At 44.8% G+C, this 22376-nt stretch carries 10 protein-coding genes; all 10 read left to right on the forward strand.

Annotated features, from left to right (window positions below):
* The first annotated feature begins 6 nt into the window (after positions 1–6).
* The 10 genes from K9M52_RS09825 to K9M52_RS09870 all read left to right on the forward strand — a co-directional run bounded on the left by K9M52_RS09825 (position 7) and on the right by K9M52_RS09870 (position 22128).
* Positions 7–2127 (forward strand): bifunctional aldolase/short-chain dehydrogenase, encoded by a 2121-nt coding sequence (locus tag K9M52_RS09825; protein WP_224068250.1) that lies wholly within the window; start codon positions 7–9, stop codon positions 2125–2127.
* 179 nt (positions 2128–2306) lie between these two features.
* A complete protein-coding gene (locus K9M52_RS09830) occupies positions 2307–3581 on the forward strand; it encodes a sugar isomerase (RefSeq protein ID WP_224068251.1) in 1275 nt (424 codons plus the stop codon).
* Positions 3582–3590: 9 nt separating this feature from the next.
* A complete protein-coding gene (locus tag K9M52_RS09835; protein ID WP_224068252.1) occupies positions 3591–4961 on the forward strand; it encodes an FGGY-family carbohydrate kinase in 1371 nt (456 codons plus the stop codon).
* Positions 4962–5080: 119 nt separating this feature from the next.
* Positions 5081–6223, forward strand: a complete 1143-nt coding sequence (locus K9M52_RS09840) for an alpha-hydroxy acid oxidase (RefSeq protein ID WP_224068253.1) — start codon at positions 5081–5083, stop codon at positions 6221–6223.
* A gap of 519 nt (positions 6224–6742) precedes the next feature.
* On the forward strand, positions 6743–9991 hold the full coding sequence (locus K9M52_RS09845) for a SusC/RagA family TonB-linked outer membrane protein (RefSeq protein ID WP_224068254.1): 3249 nt from the start codon (positions 6743–6745) through the stop codon (positions 9989–9991).
* Positions 9992–10010: 19 nt separating this feature from the next.
* On the forward strand, positions 10011–11675 hold the full coding sequence (locus K9M52_RS09850) for a RagB/SusD family nutrient uptake outer membrane protein (RefSeq protein ID WP_224068255.1): 1665 nt from the start codon (positions 10011–10013) through the stop codon (positions 11673–11675).
* Positions 11676–11879: 204 nt separating this feature from the next.
* Complete coding sequence (locus tag K9M52_RS09855; RefSeq protein WP_224068256.1) at positions 11880–13262, forward strand: glycoside hydrolase family 28 protein; 1383 nt, start codon at positions 11880–11882, stop codon at positions 13260–13262.
* A 168-nt stretch (positions 13263–13430) separates the two neighbouring features.
* Positions 13431–16514 carry a DUF4450 domain-containing protein gene (locus K9M52_RS09860; RefSeq protein WP_224068257.1) on the forward strand — a complete coding sequence of 1028 codons (3084 nt, stop codon included), beginning with the start codon at positions 13431–13433 and terminating at the stop codon, positions 16512–16514.
* A gap of 435 nt (positions 16515–16949) precedes the next feature.
* On the forward strand, positions 16950–20138 hold the full coding sequence (locus K9M52_RS09865) for a SusC/RagA family TonB-linked outer membrane protein (RefSeq protein ID WP_224068258.1): 3189 nt from the start codon (positions 16950–16952) through the stop codon (positions 20136–20138).
* A 34-nt stretch (positions 20139–20172) separates the two neighbouring features.
* Positions 20173–22128 carry a RagB/SusD family nutrient uptake outer membrane protein gene (locus K9M52_RS09870; RefSeq protein WP_224068259.1) on the forward strand — a complete coding sequence of 652 codons (1956 nt, stop codon included), beginning with the start codon at positions 20173–20175 and terminating at the stop codon, positions 22126–22128.
* The last annotated feature ends 248 nt before the right edge of the window (positions 22129–22376 follow it).

Here is a 22376-nt window from a genome sequence, read left to right on the forward strand (position 1 = left end):
ATTGATATGTCTGAAGTAAAAACACAATTTAAACACGTAAGCTACTTATGGGATGACGACCAGGCAGCGAAACTGGCTGGCGATGAAGTCGCATTGCTGGTTTATCGTTCTAATTTGTTAGGTGCCGATTTACGTCTCACTAATTATGGAGGAGGGAATACCTCCTGTAAAGCGATGGCAAAGGATCCTCTCACGGGAAATGAAGTAGAGGTCATGTGGGTAAAAGGAAGTGGCGGCGATCTGGGTACGATGAAAAGAAGCGGACTTGCAGCTTTATATGTTGACAGGTTAAGAGCGCTTAAGAATATTTACAGAGGAATTGAACATGAAGATGAAATGGTGGGTCTGTTTAATCACTGTATTTATGATCTGGCTAGCAAGGCACCTAGTATTGATACACCGTTACATGGGTTTTTACCATTTAAGCATATTGATCACCTGCACCCGGATGCTGCGATTGCCATCGCGGCAGCAAAAGATGGAAAGAAGATTACTCAGGAACTATTTGAAGGCACCATCGGCTGGGTTGACTGGCAGAAACCGGGATTTGATCTGGGTTTACAATTGAAGCAATGTCTGGATGAGAACCCTGGTATACGGGGGATTATGCTGGGATCCCATGGCCTGTTTACCTGGGGTGATACAGCCTATGAAAGCTATATCAATACGCTCGAGGTAATTGAACGTTGTGCAGACTATATTGAGGAGCATATTGGAAAAGATAAACCTGTATTTGGTGGTCAAAAGATAGAATCTCTGGCAAAACAACAGCGTCTGTCACAGGCGGCTGCTCTTGCGCCGGTTCTTAGAGGATTTTGTTCTTCCGAGCGGAAAATGTTGGGTCATTTTACGGATGATGACCGTGTTCTGCAATTTATCAACTCTAATGACCTGGACCGTTTAGCCCCTTTAGGTACCAGTTGCCCGGATCATTTCTTAAGAACTAAAATTTCACCTCTGGTGCTGAACCTGGCGCCTGATGAAGATCTGAGTGACGTCAAGGCCATAAAAGAAAAGCTGCAGCCTCTGTTTGTGGATTACCGGAAGATGTATACCGAGTATTACGAGACTTGCAAACATCCGAACAGCCCGGCGATCCGTGATGCCAATCCGGTTGTTATTCTCTACCCGGGGGTGGGAATGTTTACTTTCTCCAAAGATAAACAAACTGCTCGTGTCGCCGCAGAATTCTATATCAACGCGATCAATGTAATGCGCGGATCTGAAGCTATTTCAGAATACACTTCGCTACCCCGTCAGGAAGCGTTCAATATTGAATATTGGTTACTGGAAGAAGCGAAGTTGCAGCGCATGCCCAAGCCTAAATCTCTGAGTGGGAGAATTGCATTGATCACCGGCAGTGCAGGTGGAATTGGTAAAGCCATCGCGAAGAAATTTGTAGAAGAAGGTGCCTGCGTGATTTTAAATGATGTTAACGAAGAGCGACTGGAAGGTGCTGTAGAAGAATTTAAAGGATTATTTGGTAAGGACGCAGTTGCCTCTACTACTTTAAACGTCACCGATAATCAAAGTATCGTCGCTGCGTTTGACGCAACCGCTCTGGCATTTGGCGGTGTGGATATTGTTGTCAATAACGCAGGTATCAGCATTTCCAAATCCATCGAGGATCACTCCATTGAAGAGTGGGATAAGTTGTATGATATTTTAGTCAAAGGTCAATTCCTGGTTTCCAAGGCAGCCGCTGTCGTTTTGCGCAAGCAAGACATTGGCGGTGATATCGTCAATATCGTTTCCAAGAACTCGGTGGTCGCAGGCCCGAATAATGCGGGTTATGGCTCTGCAAAAGCAGCTCAGGCGCATCTGACCAGGCTTTTGGCAGCAGAACTCGGAAAAGATAAGATCCGGGTTAACACCGTGAATCCTGACGCAGTCATCGCTAACAGTAATATCTGGGCCGGCGGTTGGGCTGAAGGACGTGCAAAGGCTTATGGTATTACAGTAGATGAACTGCCTGCATATTATGCAAAAAGAACGCTTCTTAATGAAATCATTCTTCCCGAAGATATTGCCGATGCCTGTTATGCATTTGTTGGCGGTCTGTTGAATAAGTCAACAGGTAATATCCTGAATGTGGATGGTGGCGTAGCCATGGCTTTTGTTAGGTAATTTAAAGTAAGATAGTTTTGAATAGTGGGTGGAAGAAAGTTTCTGTGATGTGGAAACTGTATTATTTTACACATTGTAATTTAGACAGGTATTGATTTTGATGAAGTGGGATGTGAACCCGTTGGATTACTTTGTGTAAAATAATCTTCCTAAAACAATTAATCTTAAAAGAATAAAACATGCGTATAGATAAACAGCAAATTGCTTCCTTTAACGAAGGTTTGTTATCCGAACATACGAAACGTTTTGACTACATATCTTCATATATTAATGATGTCGATACGGTTATAGAGAAGTTAGTGGCTTTTCAGATTGGCATTCCAAGTTGGGCATTAGGTGCGGGCGGTACACGTTTTGGCCGGTTTCATTTTGGCGGCGCGCCCAGTACACTTGAAGAAAAAATTGATGATGTGGGCTTATTACATGCCCTCAACCGCAATAGTGGTTCCATCTCCTTACATATCCCCTGGGATATCCCTGCAGATTATGCTGCGATCAAGAAAGCGGCCGCAGATAATGAGCTGAAATTTGATGCGGTTAACTCCAATACGTTTCAAGATCAGCCTGATCAGCCTCTGAGTTATAAATACGGGTCACTGCAAAATGTGGACAAAGCCACTAGGAAGCAGGCTATTCAGCATAATATTGAAGTGATCAAGCATGGTGTGGAATTGGGATCTAAGGCATTAACGGTTTGGCTGGCGGATGGATCTTGCTTTCCCGGACAATTAAGTTTTAGGAGAGCCTTTGATAATACGCTGGAAAGCCTGCAGGAAATCTATAGTGCGCTTCCTGAAGATTGGAAGGTATTTGTTGAGTATAAAGCATTTGAGCCCAATTTTTATTCTACTACGGTAGGCGATTGGGGCCAATCTTATTTGTATGCCAGTAAATTAGGTAAGAAGGCATATACGCTGGTAGACTTGGGGCATCACTTACCTAATGCCAATATTGAACAGATTGTTGCTTTGTTACTAAATGAAGGTAAGTTAGGTGGTTTTCATTTTAACGATTCTAAATACGGGGATGATGATCTCACTGCCGGGAGCATTAAGCCTTATCAGCTTTTCCTTATTTTCAATGAATTGGTGGATGGTATGGATGCCCGCGGCATGAACCATGCAAGTGATCTCGGATGGATGATTGACGCTTCACATAACGTAAAAGATCCGCTGGAGGATCTGTTACAGTCTGTGGAGGCAATAATGGCCGCCTATGCGCAGGCTTTATTGGTTGATAAAAAGGCGCTGGAAGATGCCAGAAACAACAGCGATGTTGTCAGGGCCCAGGAGATCCTTCAGAATGCCTTCAGGACAGATGTCAGACCGCTCGTAGCGGAAGCAAGAAGAAGAGCAGGGGGTGCGTTACAACCACTATCTTTGTATCGGCAACTGGATGTAAGAGCGCAATTGATTAAAGAGAGAGGGGAAGATTCTAAAACAACCGGATTGTAAAAAATGATTATGGACAAAATACCTGTCATCGCATTATTTGATATTGGGAAAACAAATAAAAAGATCTTTCTTTTTGATGAGCATTACCGGATCGTATTTGAAAAGTCTGAATGTTTACCAGAATCTGTGGATGAAGATGGGTTCCCTTGTGAGGATGTAAATAAGCTTCGTGACTTTGTTGTAAGCGGGCTGGATGAATTACTGAGGAAGCGTAAGTTCATGATCCGGGCCGTGAATATCAGTTCTTATGGTGCCAGCTTGGTTTATATAGATGACAAGGGTAACCCGATTGCACCGTTGTATAATTATCTGAAGCCATTTCCAAAAGCACTGGAAGGTCAATTTTATGATACGTATGGCGGTTGTGAAAAGGTAGCGCTTAAAACGGCCTCTCCGTGTTCGGGCAGCCTGAATTCAGGGTTGCAACTGTACCGGATTAAGTATGAACAGCCCGCATTGTTCGAAAACATTCATTATGCACTACATCTTCCTCAATATCTGAGCTCACTGATTACCGGGAAGTTTTATTCTGATATTACCAGCCTGGGCTGCCATACACAGTTATGGGACCTGGCTAAGGAAGATTATCATCAGTGGGTATACGCGGAAGGCCTGGATAAGAAATTAGCGCCTCTTTTCCCTTCAGATGAGATTGTGCAACCGGATACGGCTAAGTACAGTGTCTCTGCAGGTGTCGGATTGCATGACAGCTCGGCAGCCTTGATTCCTTATCTGTCTAACTTTAGTGAGCCCTTCGTCTTGATCTCCACCGGTACCTGGTGCATCAGTCTGAATCCATTCAATGACAGTCCATTAACCGAAAAGGAGATACAACAAAATTGTCTCTGTTATATCAGCTACAAGGGGACGGCGGTGAAGGCGTCCAGATTGTTTGCCGGGTATGAACATGAACAACAGTCGGGCCGTATCGCAGAGCATTTTCATATAGACATCGATGCATTAAGAAACGCGGAATATAACCGCGCGATTATCAATAAATTGAATACGTCGACTGTTTTCGAAACAGAAAGTTTTGCAGAAGTGCCACTGGAGAAGTTTGAAGACGGGATAGAGGCCTATCATGCGCTGATGATGTTTATCGTTTCAGAACAGTTCAACAGTACCTCCATTATTTTACAACGAGGTGTGACGAAAAAGATTTTTGTCGATGGCGGGTTTGGACGCAATACCATCTATATGAATCTGCTGGCCGCTGTCTTCCCGGAGATTGAGGTGTATGCAGCCTCCATGGCGCAGGCAACTGCACTGGGAACTGCCCTGGCGATACATTCGAGTTGGAATGACCGTCAGCTACCCAATGATATCATTGACCTGAAATATTATTCTGCACCTTATTATGCAATAAATCTAAGAGTCTGATAGTTGGATAACGTATAAATCAGATCGTAAGTTGCTAAGATAATACAGAAAATTTCCCGTGTTTCGAATTACATTTGCATATACCGGACCAGAAAAAATAGTCCGTTTTATTACTAGTTATGGATACTCGATACAATACCAATTACCCGTCTGTAGATTATCTCAGAAAAAAAGCAAAAAAGAAGATACCTGGATTTGCTTTTGATTATCTGGACGGAGCCTGTAACGAAGAAATCAACCTTGACAAGAATACGGCTGAGTTGAGGGAGGTTGAGTTACTTCCGTATTATCTGTCCGGAAATAAAGTGCCGGATATGAAAACGGAACTGTTTGGTCACGTTTATGATGCACCCTTCGGCATCGCACCGGTAGGTTTACAGGGATTGGTTTGGCCTGGCGCACCAGAGATTCTGGCTAAAGCGGCTTTTGAGCAAAACATTCCTTTTATCCTGAGTACGGTTACCACCAGTTCCATTGAACGGGTCGCGGAAATTACAGAAGGGAAAGCATGGTTCCAGTTGTATCACCCGCAGGAAGATGAACTTAGAGATAAAATATTAAAACGGGCGGGTGAGCATTGCCCGGTATTGGTAATTTTGAGCGATGTGCCTGCATTTGGTTACAGATCTAAAGAAATAAAGAACGGGTTATCTATGCCCCCGAGAATGACACTGCATAATGTTCTACAGATCATGGGCAGACCGCATTGGGCGCTCCGTACGTTGTTATATGGAACCCCAAAATTCCAAACCTTGCTGCCTTATATCCCTAAAGGGATGAACATGCACCATCTCGGCCTTTTTATGAACAAGACTTTCAACGGCAAGCTCAACCTGGATAAGGTGGCTGCACTCAGAGATAAATGGAAGGGTAAACTGGTCATTAAAGGCGTTGTAACGGAAGAAGATACAGAAAAGGTGGTAAAACTTGGTTTAGATGGCATTATCGTTTCCAATCATGGCGGAAGACAGCTGGATGCTGCAGAGTCATCTGTACACTCTTTGCAAAGAGTGCTGCAGTATAAAGATAAAATAAAAGTGATGCTGGATAGTGGCCTGCGTTCCGGTCCGGATATTGCCCGGGCAATGGCTGCGGGTGCCGACTTTACTTTTATGGGGCGCTCATTTATGTATGGTGTAGGCGCTTTGGGCGCTGAAGGCGGAACGCATACCATTAACATCCTGAAAAACCAGTTGCGACAAGTGATGCTTCAGGTAGGGTGTGAGACACCTCTTGACTTCCCGGGCTTTCTGGTGAAGTAGGGAGGCGTTGATCCATTGGGTGATCTGCGCTTTTGAAGTCAATAATCTGACTTTTCAAAATTTTACTTGATAAAATGAATCGATAGTTAAGCGAATCTAACTAAAAGGATTCGCTTATTTTTTTCTTCCATCTGGAAATAATCCCCGAGTGTGAATTATTTTTTTTATGTTATTCGTCAGAACTGATTGACCCATTAATAATTAGAAGTTGAACCGATTTATGCTTTGTTTTCATTGCGTTCTTTTCCCGGCAACGATTGCATAATTAATACGCTAAAAGCAGGATGGTACAGGATAGTTTCGATTTTTTACTTACTTATCTTCGTTAGCACTTGCACAAATATTAACGCGGACATCTTAAATGTTTTTTAATCGATGTGGCAAGCATAAACAGTGGAATTGATTAAAAGTATTTCTGTATCTGTATCGTGATCAGCTGTTGGAATTGAGCAATATTTTAAATTGTAGAATCCTGTGTTTTAATCCGTTGCAGAAAACATCAACACAATTAACTTTAGCATGAAAAAGAAAATCCTTCTATTACAAGGGTTGTTCGTACTGGCAATGACCTTGTTTTTTCTGAGTCCCGCGAAATTGCTGGCACAGGAAGTTCAGACAATTGATGTAAAAGGTACGGTCGTAGATGAGAGTGGCCAGCCACTGTCCGGCGCTACGATTCAGTTAAAAGGTAAACAAGTATTTAAAATCGCAGATTCCAATGGTGCATTTGACATCCAGGCTCCAAGTGCAGCCACGTTGATCGTGACTAGCATAGGATATGTAAAACAAGAAGTAGCTGTAACGGGGCCTACCATAAAGGTTGTCATGCATCCCGAAGCGGTGAATGCGGATTCCGTAGTGGTGATCGGTTATGGATCGGTCAAACGGACTGATCTGACGGGTGCGGTCGCGTCCATGGATGCCAAAGACATTAAAGACCGCCCTTTGGCGAGAGCCGAAACGGCCCTGCAGGGTAAGCTGGCTGGTGTGACCGTCAGAACAACCACTGGCGAACCGGGTGCTGATATGCAGATCCGGGTCCGTGGTGCGGCATCGGTGAACGCCAGTTCCGATCCCTTATACGTGGTTGATGGAGTACCCATTCAGACACTGGCCGGATTAAATCCTGACGACATTGCTTCAATTGAGGTATTAAAAGATGCAGCCTCGGCTGCTATCTATGGTTCCCGCGGTTCGAACGGTGTCGTACTTGTCACCACCAAACGCGGGAAAAGTGGTAAACCCAGAATCGCCTACAGTCAAACCTATGGTGTGCAGTCTCTGGAAAAGAAAATGGATATACTGAGCGCACGGGAGTGGATGGAGTTTAAAATGAAGACCAATGACGCGATGTATCTGAGAGATGCAGCCACTAAAGGGATTACTGACGCTTCTATTAAGGATGACAATGCGACCAGGCTGGCCAATCTCGGGATTGCAGAAGGCAGTACCACTTCTTATCAATATGTACTTGACGACCGGTGGTTTAATTACCTAAGCGATGCATTGAGGTCGACACACAGCTATGACCCCAATGCAGGCAGTTTGGCGCTGTTGGACTGGCAGGATGAATTTTTCCGGCATGCACCCGTTCAGGACTATAACGTAAATGTCTCCGGCGGCTCTGACAATACCAAATATATGTTCTCCGGCGGCTATATGAAACAAGATGGTATTGCTACCGGGACCGATTATGACCGGTTTACCTTTAGGATGAATGTTGAGTCCAGGATTAATAAAGTATTGACAGCCGGCATGACCCTTGCCCCGACTTTTATCAGAAGGGACGGCTCGGGTCGCGCAAACGGAAAAGATGCTGAGGTTCATCACGTACTGACTTCAACACCGGTGTCTGAACCGGAAGTTGGCTATATGACCAATGTGGAGCCCAACGAGAAATATCCCTGGGCGGGAAGTACTTCGAGTCCTTCCTATGTGTTGGGTACCAATATCCGCCATGATGAATACTTGCGGATTATGGGTAGTGCCTTTTTAAGGGCCACACCACTTGACGGATTAAAGATCGAGTTGTCTGCTTCCACCAATTATTACGATCTGGAAGGATCAACGTATTCCTTTACCAGTACCAGCAGTAAATGGGCACAGGGAGTAGGTTCTCAGTCATCGGGAGCGCATAATACGGCAAGAACCTGGTCTACTTTGCTTCAGGCCCTGGCTAATTACGATCATTCCTTTGGAAAATCTTCTATCAGCGCCATGCTTGGGGTTTCTTCTGAACGGAGCAATGCCGGATTTTCTACCAACCAGTCGTTTAATAAGCCATTCCCTAATGACGAGATACCCTATTCATTCGATGGCGGTACTTTGACGGTAGGTACATCCAGAGTTTTGCAGGCAACGCCCGATAAGCTGAACTCAGCCTTTGGACGTGTCTCTTACAATTACGACAGCCGGTATTTATTGTCCGCCAGTTTGCGTTATGATGGGGGCTCCGTCTTTGGACAAGATAATAAATGGGGTGCGTTTCCTGCCGCATCCGCCGGTTGGGTGATCTCTAATGAAAATTTCTTCAAAAACTGGAATCAGTCTTGGTGGAACAACTTTAAATTAAGAGGTAGCTTCGGTGTGACGGGTAATAACTCCATTAGTTCTACTGCGGCTTACGCCTCTCTGGCGGCGCTCAACTATGGCGGAGCCGTCGGCTACAGTGCCAATTCACTGGGCAATCCTGATCTGGGCTGGGAAAAAACAAACAGTACCGACCTGGCGGCCGACCTGGGTTTTTTGAATAACAGATTGCAGTTATCACTGGACTGGTATACCAAGACCACGAAAGACCTGCTCTATCAGGTACCTACGCTGGCTGCTTCGGGTTTTACAACCACCTTTGAAAATTTAGGCTCCATTCGCAATCACGGTTTTGAAATCGAGTTGAAGTCAGCGAATACAACCGGCGAACTGAAATGGAATACGGCATTGAACGTTGCTTTTAATAAAAACAAAGTATTGTCCCTGGGGCTTGACAACACACCGGTATACTCCGGATTTGGCAGCGGTAATCCTTCAAATATCCTGGAAGTGGGCCGTCCGATCAATACGTTTTATATGTATGATGCCATTGGCGTTTGGATGAATCAAAAGGAGATCGATGATTATAGTGCGGCGCATGGCGGAACTCCTGTTACTTTTGAAGGCAAGACCATCCACCCGGGCGACATCCGCTATAAGGACGTCAATAACGATGGTGCATTTACTAAAGAAGACGACAGGGATTATCTGGGGGGGCCGGTTCCAACCGTTGTCTACGGTATGACCAATAACTTCACGTATAAGAACTTTGATCTGTCTATACTGCTGACGGCGCAGACCGGTGGAAAGATCTTTGGGGTTTTGGGTAGAGCGTTTGACAGGCCCAGTATGGGGGCTTCGTCTAACGTGATCGGTAAATGGCGCAATGCCTGGTGGTCTGAAGAGGATCCGGGCGATGGGAAAACGCCCTATATCTTAAGTAGCACGACTGGCACGACTTTAGACTCCAGATGGCTGTATTCTTCCAATTATCTGAGAGTGAAGAACGTAACACTGGGCTATACGATTCCGTTCAGAACCAAGGCTATCTCGAATGCCAGGGTGTTTCTGTCCGTTGAGAACTTGCTCAGATGGGACAGTTATGAAGAAGATTACTCACCCGAAGCCGCTAATACGGCGCCGAGTTCCTCTCCCGGCGGACAGAGCGCCGTTGGACTGGATTACGGAGGTTATCCGATTCCAAGAATCGTTACCATGGGGATAAACATTACGTTCTAATCTTATTAAACCGAGTATAATGAAAAAGATATTAAGTAATAAGAAACTTTTATTTTTTGGGGTCATGATCCTGATGATGGCCTCTTGCAAAAAGGAACTGAATGTTCCACCTTCCGATCTGCTAGGGTCAGAAGGGTTCTATCAAACGCCCGCACAATGTGAACAGGGGATAATCGGGATCTATGGCAATCTGAGAAACCTCTCTAGCGATGAATATTTATATATGTCAGAAGCCCGTTCTGATAACGCCTGGGTGACACCCATCAGTAATGGCCTTCGTGAGTATGTAGAAATCGCAACTTTCAGGGCAGGAAATGACATTTCAACCTTTAATAATATTTGGAATGAATGGTATAGGGTGATTTTTAATGCCAACGGCGCCCTTGCAAGGATTCCGGACTGTGATTTTGGAACCAACGAACTGCTGAAAAAGCAGTTATTGGGCGAGGCTCATTTTTTAAGAGGCTGGGCTTATTTTGAATTGGCCCGTCTGTTTGGTAACGTCCCGCTGATCGATAAGCAAATGCTTCCGGCTGAAGTCAATACCGTACCGCAGTCCAGCGCATCAGATATCATCAATAAAATTGCTATACCGGATTTAAAATCTGCCATCGACCAGTTGCCGGTGGCAGATCAAATGGTGGACAACACCGGTAAAACCATTGCGAAGTCCGGCAGGGCAGACAAAATTGCAGCCCAGGCGATGCTGGGAAGAGTTTATATGACGCTGGCAGGGTTTCCCTTTAATGATAATTCTGCCGTATCAGAAGCGGAGACACAACTGAAGGCGGTGATTGATTATTCCAATGCCAATGGCAATAAATATTGGGCACCCGATAGTACGGAGTGGCGTAAGCAGTTTATGCCGACCGGCGACTATTATAATAAGTATTCCATTTTTGCGATCCAGTATCGCACCGGTGGTTCCGGTAATCCGGCTATATTCAATTTCAGCCCGGCGCTTCCACCGACTTATACCGATCAGCGTATTTTTGGGAATTCTATTTTTGTGGAAAAGACACTGATGTATCAGTTTGACAGAGTGTATGGAACCGGTGCCAGTGCACATCATGATGCAAGAGGACTGGGCTATTCTGTGCTGACAGGATTTGATGCGGAAAAGAATTTTCCGGCCTATACGCAGACGACCGACACCTTGCATCTTCCTGACGGCTCAGTTGTAGATGAACTTACCAGTTCTATGTTCTATAAATTTATGCCGTCCAAAAGAAAAATCGCTGCGCTGGGTATGTCACTCGATGCAGAGGCCGAAATGAAAGACCACGATGACTGGGGCGTTAACCTGCCGATCATCCGGCTGGAGGATGTAATGTTGATGTACGCAGAAATTCTTTCAAAAGCGAATCCGGCAGGCGCAATGGCCATTGTCAATAAGATTCGGCAGCGTGCAGGTTGCAGCGTCGAAACAGCCAGTTCGTCTGCGCAGGCACTGCAATATGTCAAAGAAGAGCGTCGTATAGAGCTGATGGGAGAGGGTGTCCGGTGGTTTGACCTGGTGCGCTGGAACGAATGGAAGAGTGCTACGATCGAAAAATTCAACCGGTATAACAATCCCGATGGTACGGATATCGCAAATGTAAGGGACGGAAGGTATCTCTATCCCATTCCATTGAGCCAGATGCAGGTTAAACCGGGGTTGTATACGCAGAATACCGGCTATTAATAGCATGACGTTATGCTTGGTTAGATAATATGGGGTGATCCTTCACAGTGTTTTCTGTAGCAGGATCATCTTTTATCCAATGCCAGTCGAACAGCACGAAAAGATAGAAACCGTTGAAGCGGCACAATGAACTGGATTGAATAGATTTGCGGGAGACCCCCGGGTTTCACAAAAATGCAATGATATTTTAAAAATCAATGAGAGATGATTATGAGAAAAAAACTGAAAATCCGCAGAAGCGGTATATTTAGCCTGATGACAGTTTGCCTGTTGCTGGGAACGTTGTCTATTTCCAACAGCCTTGCGCAAGGAACTAATTCAGGAGATAAGTTTCCCGACGGCACACCTGTTCCTGCATGGTTCTCCGATGTCAGGGTGCCGGAACTCAGCGAACAGGGTAAACAGTATAATCTTTATGATAACGGCGTTCAGGACGACAGCACTATCGTCCAGACTGCAGAGATACAGGCAGTAATAGATAAGGCCGCTGCCGCCGGCGGGGGCGTTATCATACTGCCAAAAGGTATTGTGCTGACAGGATCCCTGTTTTTTAAACCCCATACGAAACTCTATATTGCCAAAGGAGCGACACTTAAAGGCAGCGATGATATTTCCGATTTTAAAGTGGTATCCACCAGAATAGAAGGTCAGACGGTCAAATATTTTGCCGCTATCATCAATGCTGATCATGTAGACGGCTTTTCTATTACCGGCGGCGGGACGGTTAACGGCAATGGGCTTCGCTACTGGAAAGCATTTTGGTTACGTCGCAAATGGAATCCCAAATGTACGAATATGGACGAGCAGAGGCCCAGGCTATTATTTGTCTCAAACAGCGATCATGTGCTGATCGCCAATGTAAATCTGCTTAACTCACCTTTTTGGACATCCCACTATTATAAATGTAACCATCTGAAAATATTGGGTGTCAACATTGCGGCAGGTACCAATAACGGCTTTATGGTGCGGGCGCCAAGTTCGGACGGCATCGATATTGATGTCTGTCAGAATGTGCTGGTGAAAGGATGTCATATTTCTGTAAACGATGACGGTCTTGTACTCAAAGGCGGTAAAGGTCCGGTGGCGGACAAGGATCCAAATAACGGCCCCAACAAAAACATCATTGTGGAGAACAACACGTTTATCAATTGCCCGTCACTTACGCTTGGCAGCGAATCTGTCTTTACACATAATGTGATCCTGCGTAACTGCGTTGTCAACGGAGGGCGCGTACTCTATCTAAAAATGCGTCCGGATACCCCGCAACAACATGATTATATTTCTGTTTACGGCATCACGGGTAGCCCCAGCAACTTTTTTGAAATCAGCGCCTGGAGGCAGTTCTTTGACTTAAAAGGGCATCAACCTCCGCATTCATCCGCCAGACATATCACCATTCGTGATTGTAATGTTTCATGTAAGACATTCATAAACATTGATTCTTCCGATCAATATACGCTCTCTGATTTTAAATTGGACGACCTGACTATCAAAAGCCCGGGTAAAACCTATACCCGGCCGGATTTTATTCAGGGACTTCAATTAGAAAATATTACTCTAAACGGTAAAAATTGGCCAGAGCAGTAAGGATGAAAAAGATGTTCGCCAGTGATTAGATGGTTCACCGCGCTATAGTAAAGAGATCTTCCTCGTATGTTGCGGGGCTGGTTCGCACCTGGAAATATAATTAAATTAAGAATGAGGCGTTTAATTACATTTTTATCTTTAGTTTACTTGTTGTCATGCGTTAGTGAGGTGGCAGCGCAAACACCCGTTACAAAAAAAGTGGGGGATTTGCCGGGCGGCATGCTCAGGGAAAGCGGTAATCGCAGGGCCATACGTCTCTTACAGTACCGACCGGAAGAGGGCGGTTTTGTATCTGTAAATGGGAAGAACCGGTTTACCAGAGCGCTATATGGAAGTCACTCGCTTTTCAGAATTGAAACCAGTGACCGGCCTGTTTTTGCAACTTATAACAAAAAGAATAATAAACATTTAAGTTTTAGGATTATTGCCGGCGATAAGACAATTGCGCTGGATTCAACTGACTATTGCAAATCTGTTTATTTTCCTGGTAAACGAATCTATGAACTAAAAGATAAGCGCCTGGGAACTTCAATGCTTAAGGTTGAGGTGAATGCCTTTTATGACACAGAAGGCGGCATATGGAAATTTGACGGGACCGGTTTGGCTTCAGGGGTGAAACTTGTTTGCCAGATCACTGAGATCCGGTCAAAGCATCTGAACCGAAATGGTGATATGGGTGCAGATCCTATTGATGCGTTTGAAGCTCCTTTACACCCTAAAGACCTCAAATCATTTGCAATTGCTTTAGGAAAAGAACCGGTATTTGTGGAATTTGAAAATTCAACATTAAAAATTGTTGACCATGAGAAAGGGCAAATGGATTTTGATAAAGCTGAACAGGCCAGAACAAAACTGGCTGGTACTTTAAAGATCAATACGCCTGATCCTTATATCAATACTTTGGGTGGAACAATCTCAATGGCAGCTGATGCAATCTGGGATGGAAACGTCTGGCTGCATGGAGCGGTAGGCTGGCGGAGCCAGTTACCGGGTTGGCGTGCTGCCTATACCGGAGATATGCTGGGGTGGCCGGCGCGTTCCGACATTCACTTTGATAATTATGCGGCTTCCCAGGTAACGGGTGTGCCACCTGTTTATCCTCAACCTCAACTTGATACGTCAATGAATCTGGCTCGGGGAGCTTATAGGTGGGGCTCTCCCATGTATAGCAATGGGTATATCTGTCGAAGCCCCAGGGATAATCATCGGATGCATCACTATGACATGAATATGGTATACATAGATGAGCTATTGACGCATTTGCAATGGTCAGGAGATTTGGAATATGCCAGAAAGATGTTTCCGGTTATTAAAAGTAGTATCGAGTGGGAGAAGAGAAATTGGGACGCAGATGGAGATGGTCTCTATGATAATTATGCCGGTACCTGGGCCTCAGATGCGTTGGGGTATAATAGTGGAGGAACAGCGGTAGCGTCCGCCTATAACTATCGGGCGAATAAACTAGCTGCTGAGATTGCCAAACTTATAGGAGAGAACCCTCGTCCCTACGGGCAAGAGGCCGAGAAGATACAGAAGGCCATGAATGACAAACTCTGGTTGAAAGACAAAGGCTGGTGGGCAGAGTATGTGGATTTTATGGGAAATCAACTTACTCATCCGAATGCGGCCGTCTGGTCTATCTATACACCGATTAATTCCGGAGTATCCACTATTTTCCAGGCCTATCAGGCTACGCGTTATATTGATGCGTATATTCCTCACATTCCTGTTATGTCCAACGGGTTTTCCGGCAAAGACAAGTATGCAACCCTGTCCACGAGTTCATGGCTGCCATATGTCTGGAGTGTTAATAATGTCGCTTTTGGCGAAGTCGGTAATACGGCACTTGCCTATTGGCAGGCAGGCCGCCCAGATGCCGCATTTAAACTGTTCAAAAGTTCGGTGCTGGATGGAATGTATTTAGGAAATTCTCCTGGTAATATCGGCCAGATTAGTTTTTATGATGCGGCTTTAGGAGAAACCTATCGTGATTTTGGCGATGTAATAGGTGTATATAGCCTGGATGTTGTGCAAGGCTTATTCGGAATCTATCCGGATGCATTACATAATAAGTTATTCATTCGACCGGGATTCCCGTCCGATTGGAATTTTGCAGAGATTACGCAATCCAGGATAGGGTATAAATTTAAACGAAGTCGAGATAAGGACATTTATATAGTTAACAGCAAATTTAAGGACTCACTGGATTTGAAGTTACTGGTCAATGCGCCAAAAGATCAGATTTCGGGGGTTACCGTAAACGGCCGGCCAGTAAAATGGGTGATTAAGGACGGTATTAATCGCCCTTTAATAGAAATATCCTGCGGTATTGCAGCTAATTACAAGGTAGAAATCAATTGGTCCGGTAATGCGATTGCTGCACCTGTAAATGTTCCAAACGGTGTTGAACAATCTTTTGCTAAAATGAATCAGGGCGGACTCTGGTGGTGGAAACCTGTCAACCCTGCTTTGTGGAACCAACCGGACTTTAGTCGGAACGTGTTGGCTGGCTATGATTTTACTGCCCGACATAAGTATGTTCAGGTGAACATGGACCAGGTACTGAATGCAAAGGTGACTGATATTTTTACCAACAAATATCTTACGCCAAGATCGCCTTATACCACTTTGCAAACGCCGACCCAGGGTGTCGGAGACTGGTGCCAGCCCAAACTTACTTATCAGATTGATGACGCTGGAATCCGGTCCAAAGTACAGGATCATACCTTTATGACACCTATGGGCATTCCATTCAGACTGGCTGCCCGGGGTAACAATATAGCCTTTGTCACACTGTGGGATAATTATCCCGACTCTATTACCGTACCGCTTAGCGGAAAGGCTGAAATGGCCGTCTTATTAATGACAGGGACCACCAATCCGATGCAGTACGGAATTGTAAACGGCCTTGTAAGGGTGCATTATAAAGATGGATCAACCGCTGACCTGGATTTAAAAAATCCCGATACCTGGTGCCCGATCCAGGAAGTTTTTTTCAGGGATAGCATGGCGTTTCATGTAAAAACGCCAAGGCCCTACCGGGTTTCTTTTAAAAAGGGAATTGTCAGTAAGGATATGGGAGCAGCCATGGGTATTTCGCCTAAGAATGTGGGAAACAGGGAGATCAAGGGAGGCGCTGGGATCATTTTAAATATTCCGCTGGATAAAAATAAAGAATTAAGCGCTATTGAATGGAAGGCGGTCGCCAATGAGGTCATTGTGGGAATGATGGCAGTAACACTCGTAAAATAAAGGTCTACAGTTATGAGATCCGGAAGGCTTTGGGGGGAACTTCTCTTAGAAGTGCTTTCTGATGACAGCCGCGTGTACGAATAAATTGTCCGCCAATCCCATAGGTCGTGCTTACTGATTTTCCTGTCGGCAATTGTCGCGATTATATGTCGAACTTACAGGATGGTACAGGATAGTTATGTAAATAATGATTTTTAGATTTGTCTACGCATTAACAGTTGTATGTTTTATGAAGAAGCATCGGGTAAGCTCTATATTGATTCATGATGCTTTCCAGTTTGGATGAATGTGATTAATAAGTCCTTGATTTAATGCAGAATTACCGTTCTGGGGTGAAAAGTGTGAATTGCTTTCTGCAGGTAAATTGTTGTCTCTGTCAAACAGTTTGAAAACGTTTTCTTATAAATTTTTCTTTAACCTAAATCCCTGCAAAGTATGAAAACTACTATCTATGATTTGCTGGCTCCGCCATCACAGCAAACCAATGCGTGTAAGAAAATGGGCGCATGTAAGCCCGTTTTATTTATTGTTTTTTTATTAGTAATCGTTTTGCATTATGGAGTCTTTGCCGAACCGGTTACGCTTTTAAACCATGATACGTCTGTTCAGCCGGCTACCATATCGGGAAAGGTCACTGACAGTATGGGTACTCCCCTTTCCGGCGTGAGCGTATTGTTGAAAGGAACAAAGACGGGGGCACTGACGGATGCAACTGGTCGTTATACGATCACCTTATCGACCACCAAAGGTGTTTTGGTATTTTCGTACATCGGATATGATACCAAAGAAGTGGCATTTGACAATTCTTCTGTCCTGGATGTTACATTGTCCTTGAAGGCTAATAGCCTAAATGACATAGTTGTGGTAGGTTATGGAACACAGAAGCGAAAGGATGTGACCGGTGCTATTGCTGGGATTAGCCAAAAAGAAATAGAATCCAGACCGGTAGCGGACGCGCTTCAGGCGATGCAGGGCAAGGTGGCCGGCGTGGATATATCGACTACCCAAAGGCCTGGTACAGTCCCGGATATTAATATCCGCGGCGTCAGATCCCTGACTGCCTCTAATTCTCCACTGTTTGTTGTAGACGGAATTCCCCTGACGACTGGAGGGATCGATTATCTGAACCCCAGTGATATCGCTTCTATTGATGTTTTGAAAGACGCTTCTGCGACCGCTATTTATGGATCAAGGGGCGCCAATGGCGTTGTAATTGTCACCACCAAACAAGGGAAGGTCGGCAGAACAGCACTCGATCTGAATCTGTCGACGACGGTGGAGAACCTTGAGAACAAAATGAAGATGATGAATGCGGGTGATTATATCACTTTTAAGCGCTGGGCCTATTATTACAAAAACCCTTCCGTTTATCCAAGAGGCGATGAGCCGACAATCGACAACGATAAGGCTATATTCCTGGCCAGCAGCGATCCTGCCGCATGGGCTAATATAGAAAAAGGCTGGAATGGTGGTGCCTGGGATGGGTCCAAAGTGGCCACAACCGACTGGTTAGGGATGGTGGCTCAAACGGGAATTACGCAGAACCTGAATTTAAGTGTCAGCGGTGGAACAGATAAGATCAAGTCATACGCTTCATTTGGCTATTTAGATAATAAAGGGACGCAAAAAGGGCAACACTATAAGAGATACTCTGCTAATGTAAACGTGGATATCAAAGCCACTAAATGGTTTTCGATGGGGGGTAATCTGCAGGCATCCTATAGTGTACAGGAATATGGTCAGTCAACACTGGGGGGTAATCCGCTTTCCTCCCGTGGATCAATATATGAACAGGCAAGGTATGAACTACCTTACACTGTACCGTATGACGCGGACGGAAACAGAATCGAGTACCCAGGTGGTGATGTGGCGATCAAAACAGTGGCAGGTGAATGGAATTTAAGCCAGGATCAAAGAACGACTTTACGCGCCTTTGGCAGTTTTTACGGGCAAATTGATTTTGGTGAGATCCTGCCTGTTTTAAAGAATTTAAAATACCGGGTGAACTTTGGTCCGGATATCTCCAGCTATCGGGACGGGGTATATATTGATTCGGCTTCTGTCAGGAGCAGTGGCGTCAACTATGCTTCGCTGGAAAAGAAGCAGAATGTCTCCTATACACTGGATCATTTAATCTATTATAATAATAGTATAGGAAAGCATGATTTTGGGCTTACTTTACTGGGCAGCTGGACACAGTATTCTACGGAAAGCAGCAGTATTGCGGCCTACGGGATCGCTTTTCCCAGTCAAAAGTGGAATGCGCTGACAAGTAGTTATATATCTTCGACTGACCTGACTGATTATTCGTCAGGCCTCACGAAAAGCCAGTTGCAATCCTATATGGCAAGAGTGAATTATAGCTATGATGATAAGTATATCCTCACGGCTTCAGCAAGACGGGATGGTGCTTCACAGTTGGCAGAAGGCCACAAGTATTCCTGGTTTCCCTCCGCTGCCCTTGCCTGGCGGCTTGATAAAGAAGGATTTATGAGTGGTGTAAGCTGGATTAATGATCTGAAGTTGAGACTGGGTGTAGGCGTAACGGGCAACTCTGCCATAGATGCCTACGCGACTCAGGGGGCACTTACATCTTTGTTTTATCCATATACCAGCACGCTTACGTCAGGTACTACTCCTTCGACGACCATGGCCAATCAGGACCTTGGCTGGGAAAAAACAACGCAGTATAATGTGGGTATTGACTTTTCCCTGTTTAACAGAAGGGTAATGGGAAGTCTGGATCTTTACAAATCCAAGACGACAGACCTGTTAATGCAGATGGATATTCCGACAACTACAGGTTATACGCAGACTTATGCCAATGTGGGTGCAACAGCCAATAAAGGCATAGACCTGAGTCTCACGACGATTAATATTAATAAAAAGGATTTTAACTGGACAACGACAACCAATGTCTCCTGGCAAAATGATCATATCGTTTCTCTGGCCAATGGAAATCAGGATGACATTAACAATAACTGGTTTATCGGAGCGCCTATTGGCGTCATATATGGGTATAGGAATGCCGGCTTATGGCATGCGGAGGATGAAGCCATTTATGAAATGTACAATGCCCATGGCAGCTCCTTCTCTCCAGGTAATGTGAGACCGGTAGATATCAACGGGGATACAGCCATTGATGCCAATAATGACCGGGTGATCATCGGAAATACCCGACCCAGGTGGATTGTGGGGATGACCAATACATTTGTTTATAAGTCCTTTGAATTATCTGTACTGCTGTACGGGCGCTTAAAGTACACATATAATACCGATGGAGAAAATCAGGGGGCCCGGCAGTCCCAGAGGCAAATCGATTACTATACAGAAGTCAATACAAATGCGGAGTATCAAAAGCCAATCCGCTCAGACGGCAGTGGGGATATCTATTATACGGCACTGGGTTATAAAGATGGCTCTTTTATCAAGATCCGTAATATCTCTCTGGGCTATAACCTGAGTCCCAAAATCCTAAAGAAGACCTCTATAACAGGTCTGAAAGCCTATATCCAGATCGCCAACCCGGGAATGCTTTTCTCAAACATTGACTGGATGGATATGGATCTTCTGAGCCCTACCTATAACAGAGGGATCACTTTTGGGGTAAATGCGTCATTTTAATTGAAATCATTCACATGCGTAAAAATCAACAATAATGAAAAAGTATAAACTATATATATCTGTTGCCCTTTTTTCCGGATGCCTGTTTATAGGGTCCTGCAAAAAAGACTTCCTTGGAGAAGAGTTAGAAACAGAAAGAGGAATGAGCTTTTATCAAACGGATGCCGGTATTAAATCGCTATCCACCGGTACGTATTATCAGGTATTTAAAACCCCGTTCAGCGCTGAATGGATCTATTGTAATACCATTTATGGCGTGGATGAATTTTGCGTCGGAGGTGATGGGTCTAATGCCGTGTGGAATGATTATGACGGTGGTTTTAAATCGATCGTCTCTGAAGTGAATAGCAATACTTCTTCAACCAATGCGCAATGGGATAATCTCTATATCGGCATCGGAGATGCCAACCTTTTGATTCAGAATGCAACAGCGAGTGCTTCTACGGCAGATGAAATTAAGAAGGTGGCGTTGGGAGAGGGATATTTTTTCCGGGCCTATTGCTACCTGAGACTGGTGTCGCAATATGGTGGGGTTCCATTAGTGACGACACCCAGTACGACTGTCAATCTTGAGTTTACGAGAGCGACTCCGCAGGAAGTGTATAATCAGATTATTGAGGACTTTAAACAAGCCTATGAACTCTTACCCAATAGTGGTGCGCCTGCCAAAATCACTAAAGACGCGGCAGCACATTTCCTGGCAAAAGCTTATTTATATAGAGCGAGTGAAATAAACGATTCCTGGAACGCTCCGACAAAGGCCGCCGATCTGGCCGCTATCGTGCCTTTATGTGATGAAGTGATTGCTAATCATCCGTTGGCAGCTGATTTTGCGGCCTTATGGGATTATACCGAACCCGATGGTGCAAATGAACAACTGCCTGAACTTATTCTTTCTGCACAGTTTACGGCTGATGTGTCTGCCACAGGCGGCAATCATCAGCATATTTATTTTGGCGGCCGATATGATGATCTAGCGCAGATGCAACGCGATGTGACCGGGGACCGGCCATACTCTCGTTTACGACCCAGTTACTATATGTATAGAGTGTATGACCTGGTAAAAGATTCCAGATTCTGGAAGAGCTTCAGAACAAAATACCGGCTGAATAAAGCATCTGGCGGGTATTACAAAAATGGCGATCTGGGAATTATTTATATAGTGAACCAGCCGGGAGACACGCGTTTCTCTTCTTATGAACTGAATGATGTTGTAAAAGACCCAAAGACAGGCAAGACAATCCCCAATGCCTATATTGCCTATCCAAAAGCAATGACAGCCGATGGCGCCCTGAATGTTGACGTCAGGTATCCTTCTCTCAGTAAATTTTTTGATGGTTCGAGGCCTGCGGTTAATGATACCCGTGGATTCAGAGATATTATTCTGGCCAGATCAGCAGAAACTTATCTGATAGCCGCAGAGGCTAAGATCAGGCTGGCTAAATTAGGTAAGGGCACCTACGCTGAAGCGCTGCCATATATTAATGCTGTCCGGAACAGGGCTGCATACAAAAGCGGGGAAGACCGCTCTGTATACTATGATGGAGGCGGCGCCCTTGGGGCCTCTACCTCCGGACAAGATCCAAACATAAATTCTTTTGTGGCGGAGAATTCCTATTACGAATCAAATAACATTCCTGCAACCACAGCAGCAACCGATTTGTCCATTTCCAGTACAGGCGCATTACCCGCCTCTGATAATTATATCATATCCAAGCTGGGATTAAGCAGCGACTATGACAGGATGTTGGCATTGGTATTAGATGAGCGTTCCAGGGAACTAGCCGGCGAATTTGTACGCTGGGAAGACCTTTCCAGAACAGAGACGTTAGTACCACGTGTGAAGGCATTTAATTTTCAGGCATCTGCTAATGTTCAGCCTTTCCATGAGTTAAGGCCTATACCGCAAACTTATCTGGATGGAATACAGTTAAACGGTAGTGCACTTACGGTTGAAGAAAAAGAGGCGCAACAGAATCCCGGATTTTAATATTATGGGCACAATTGAATAAGTGATTGAGATCCTATCTTAAATACTACCTGTAACCGCAAAGGTAATTGGGCGTTATGGGTAGTATTTATGACGGGGATTTTTTATTTTTATCTGCCTGGATAAGACAGATTAATAACAGAAAGAAATTCAGACTTACAATTCTATATTAGTATGTTTGTATATTTTGACAGTCTGCTTTCCGGAGATACCTGATTTTGTTGATTTACAGACAAGAAACGACAGGA

The organism is Arachidicoccus terrestris, assembly GCF_020042345.1.
Lineage (GTDB): Bacteria > Bacteroidota > Bacteroidia > Chitinophagales > Chitinophagaceae > Arachidicoccus > Arachidicoccus terrestris.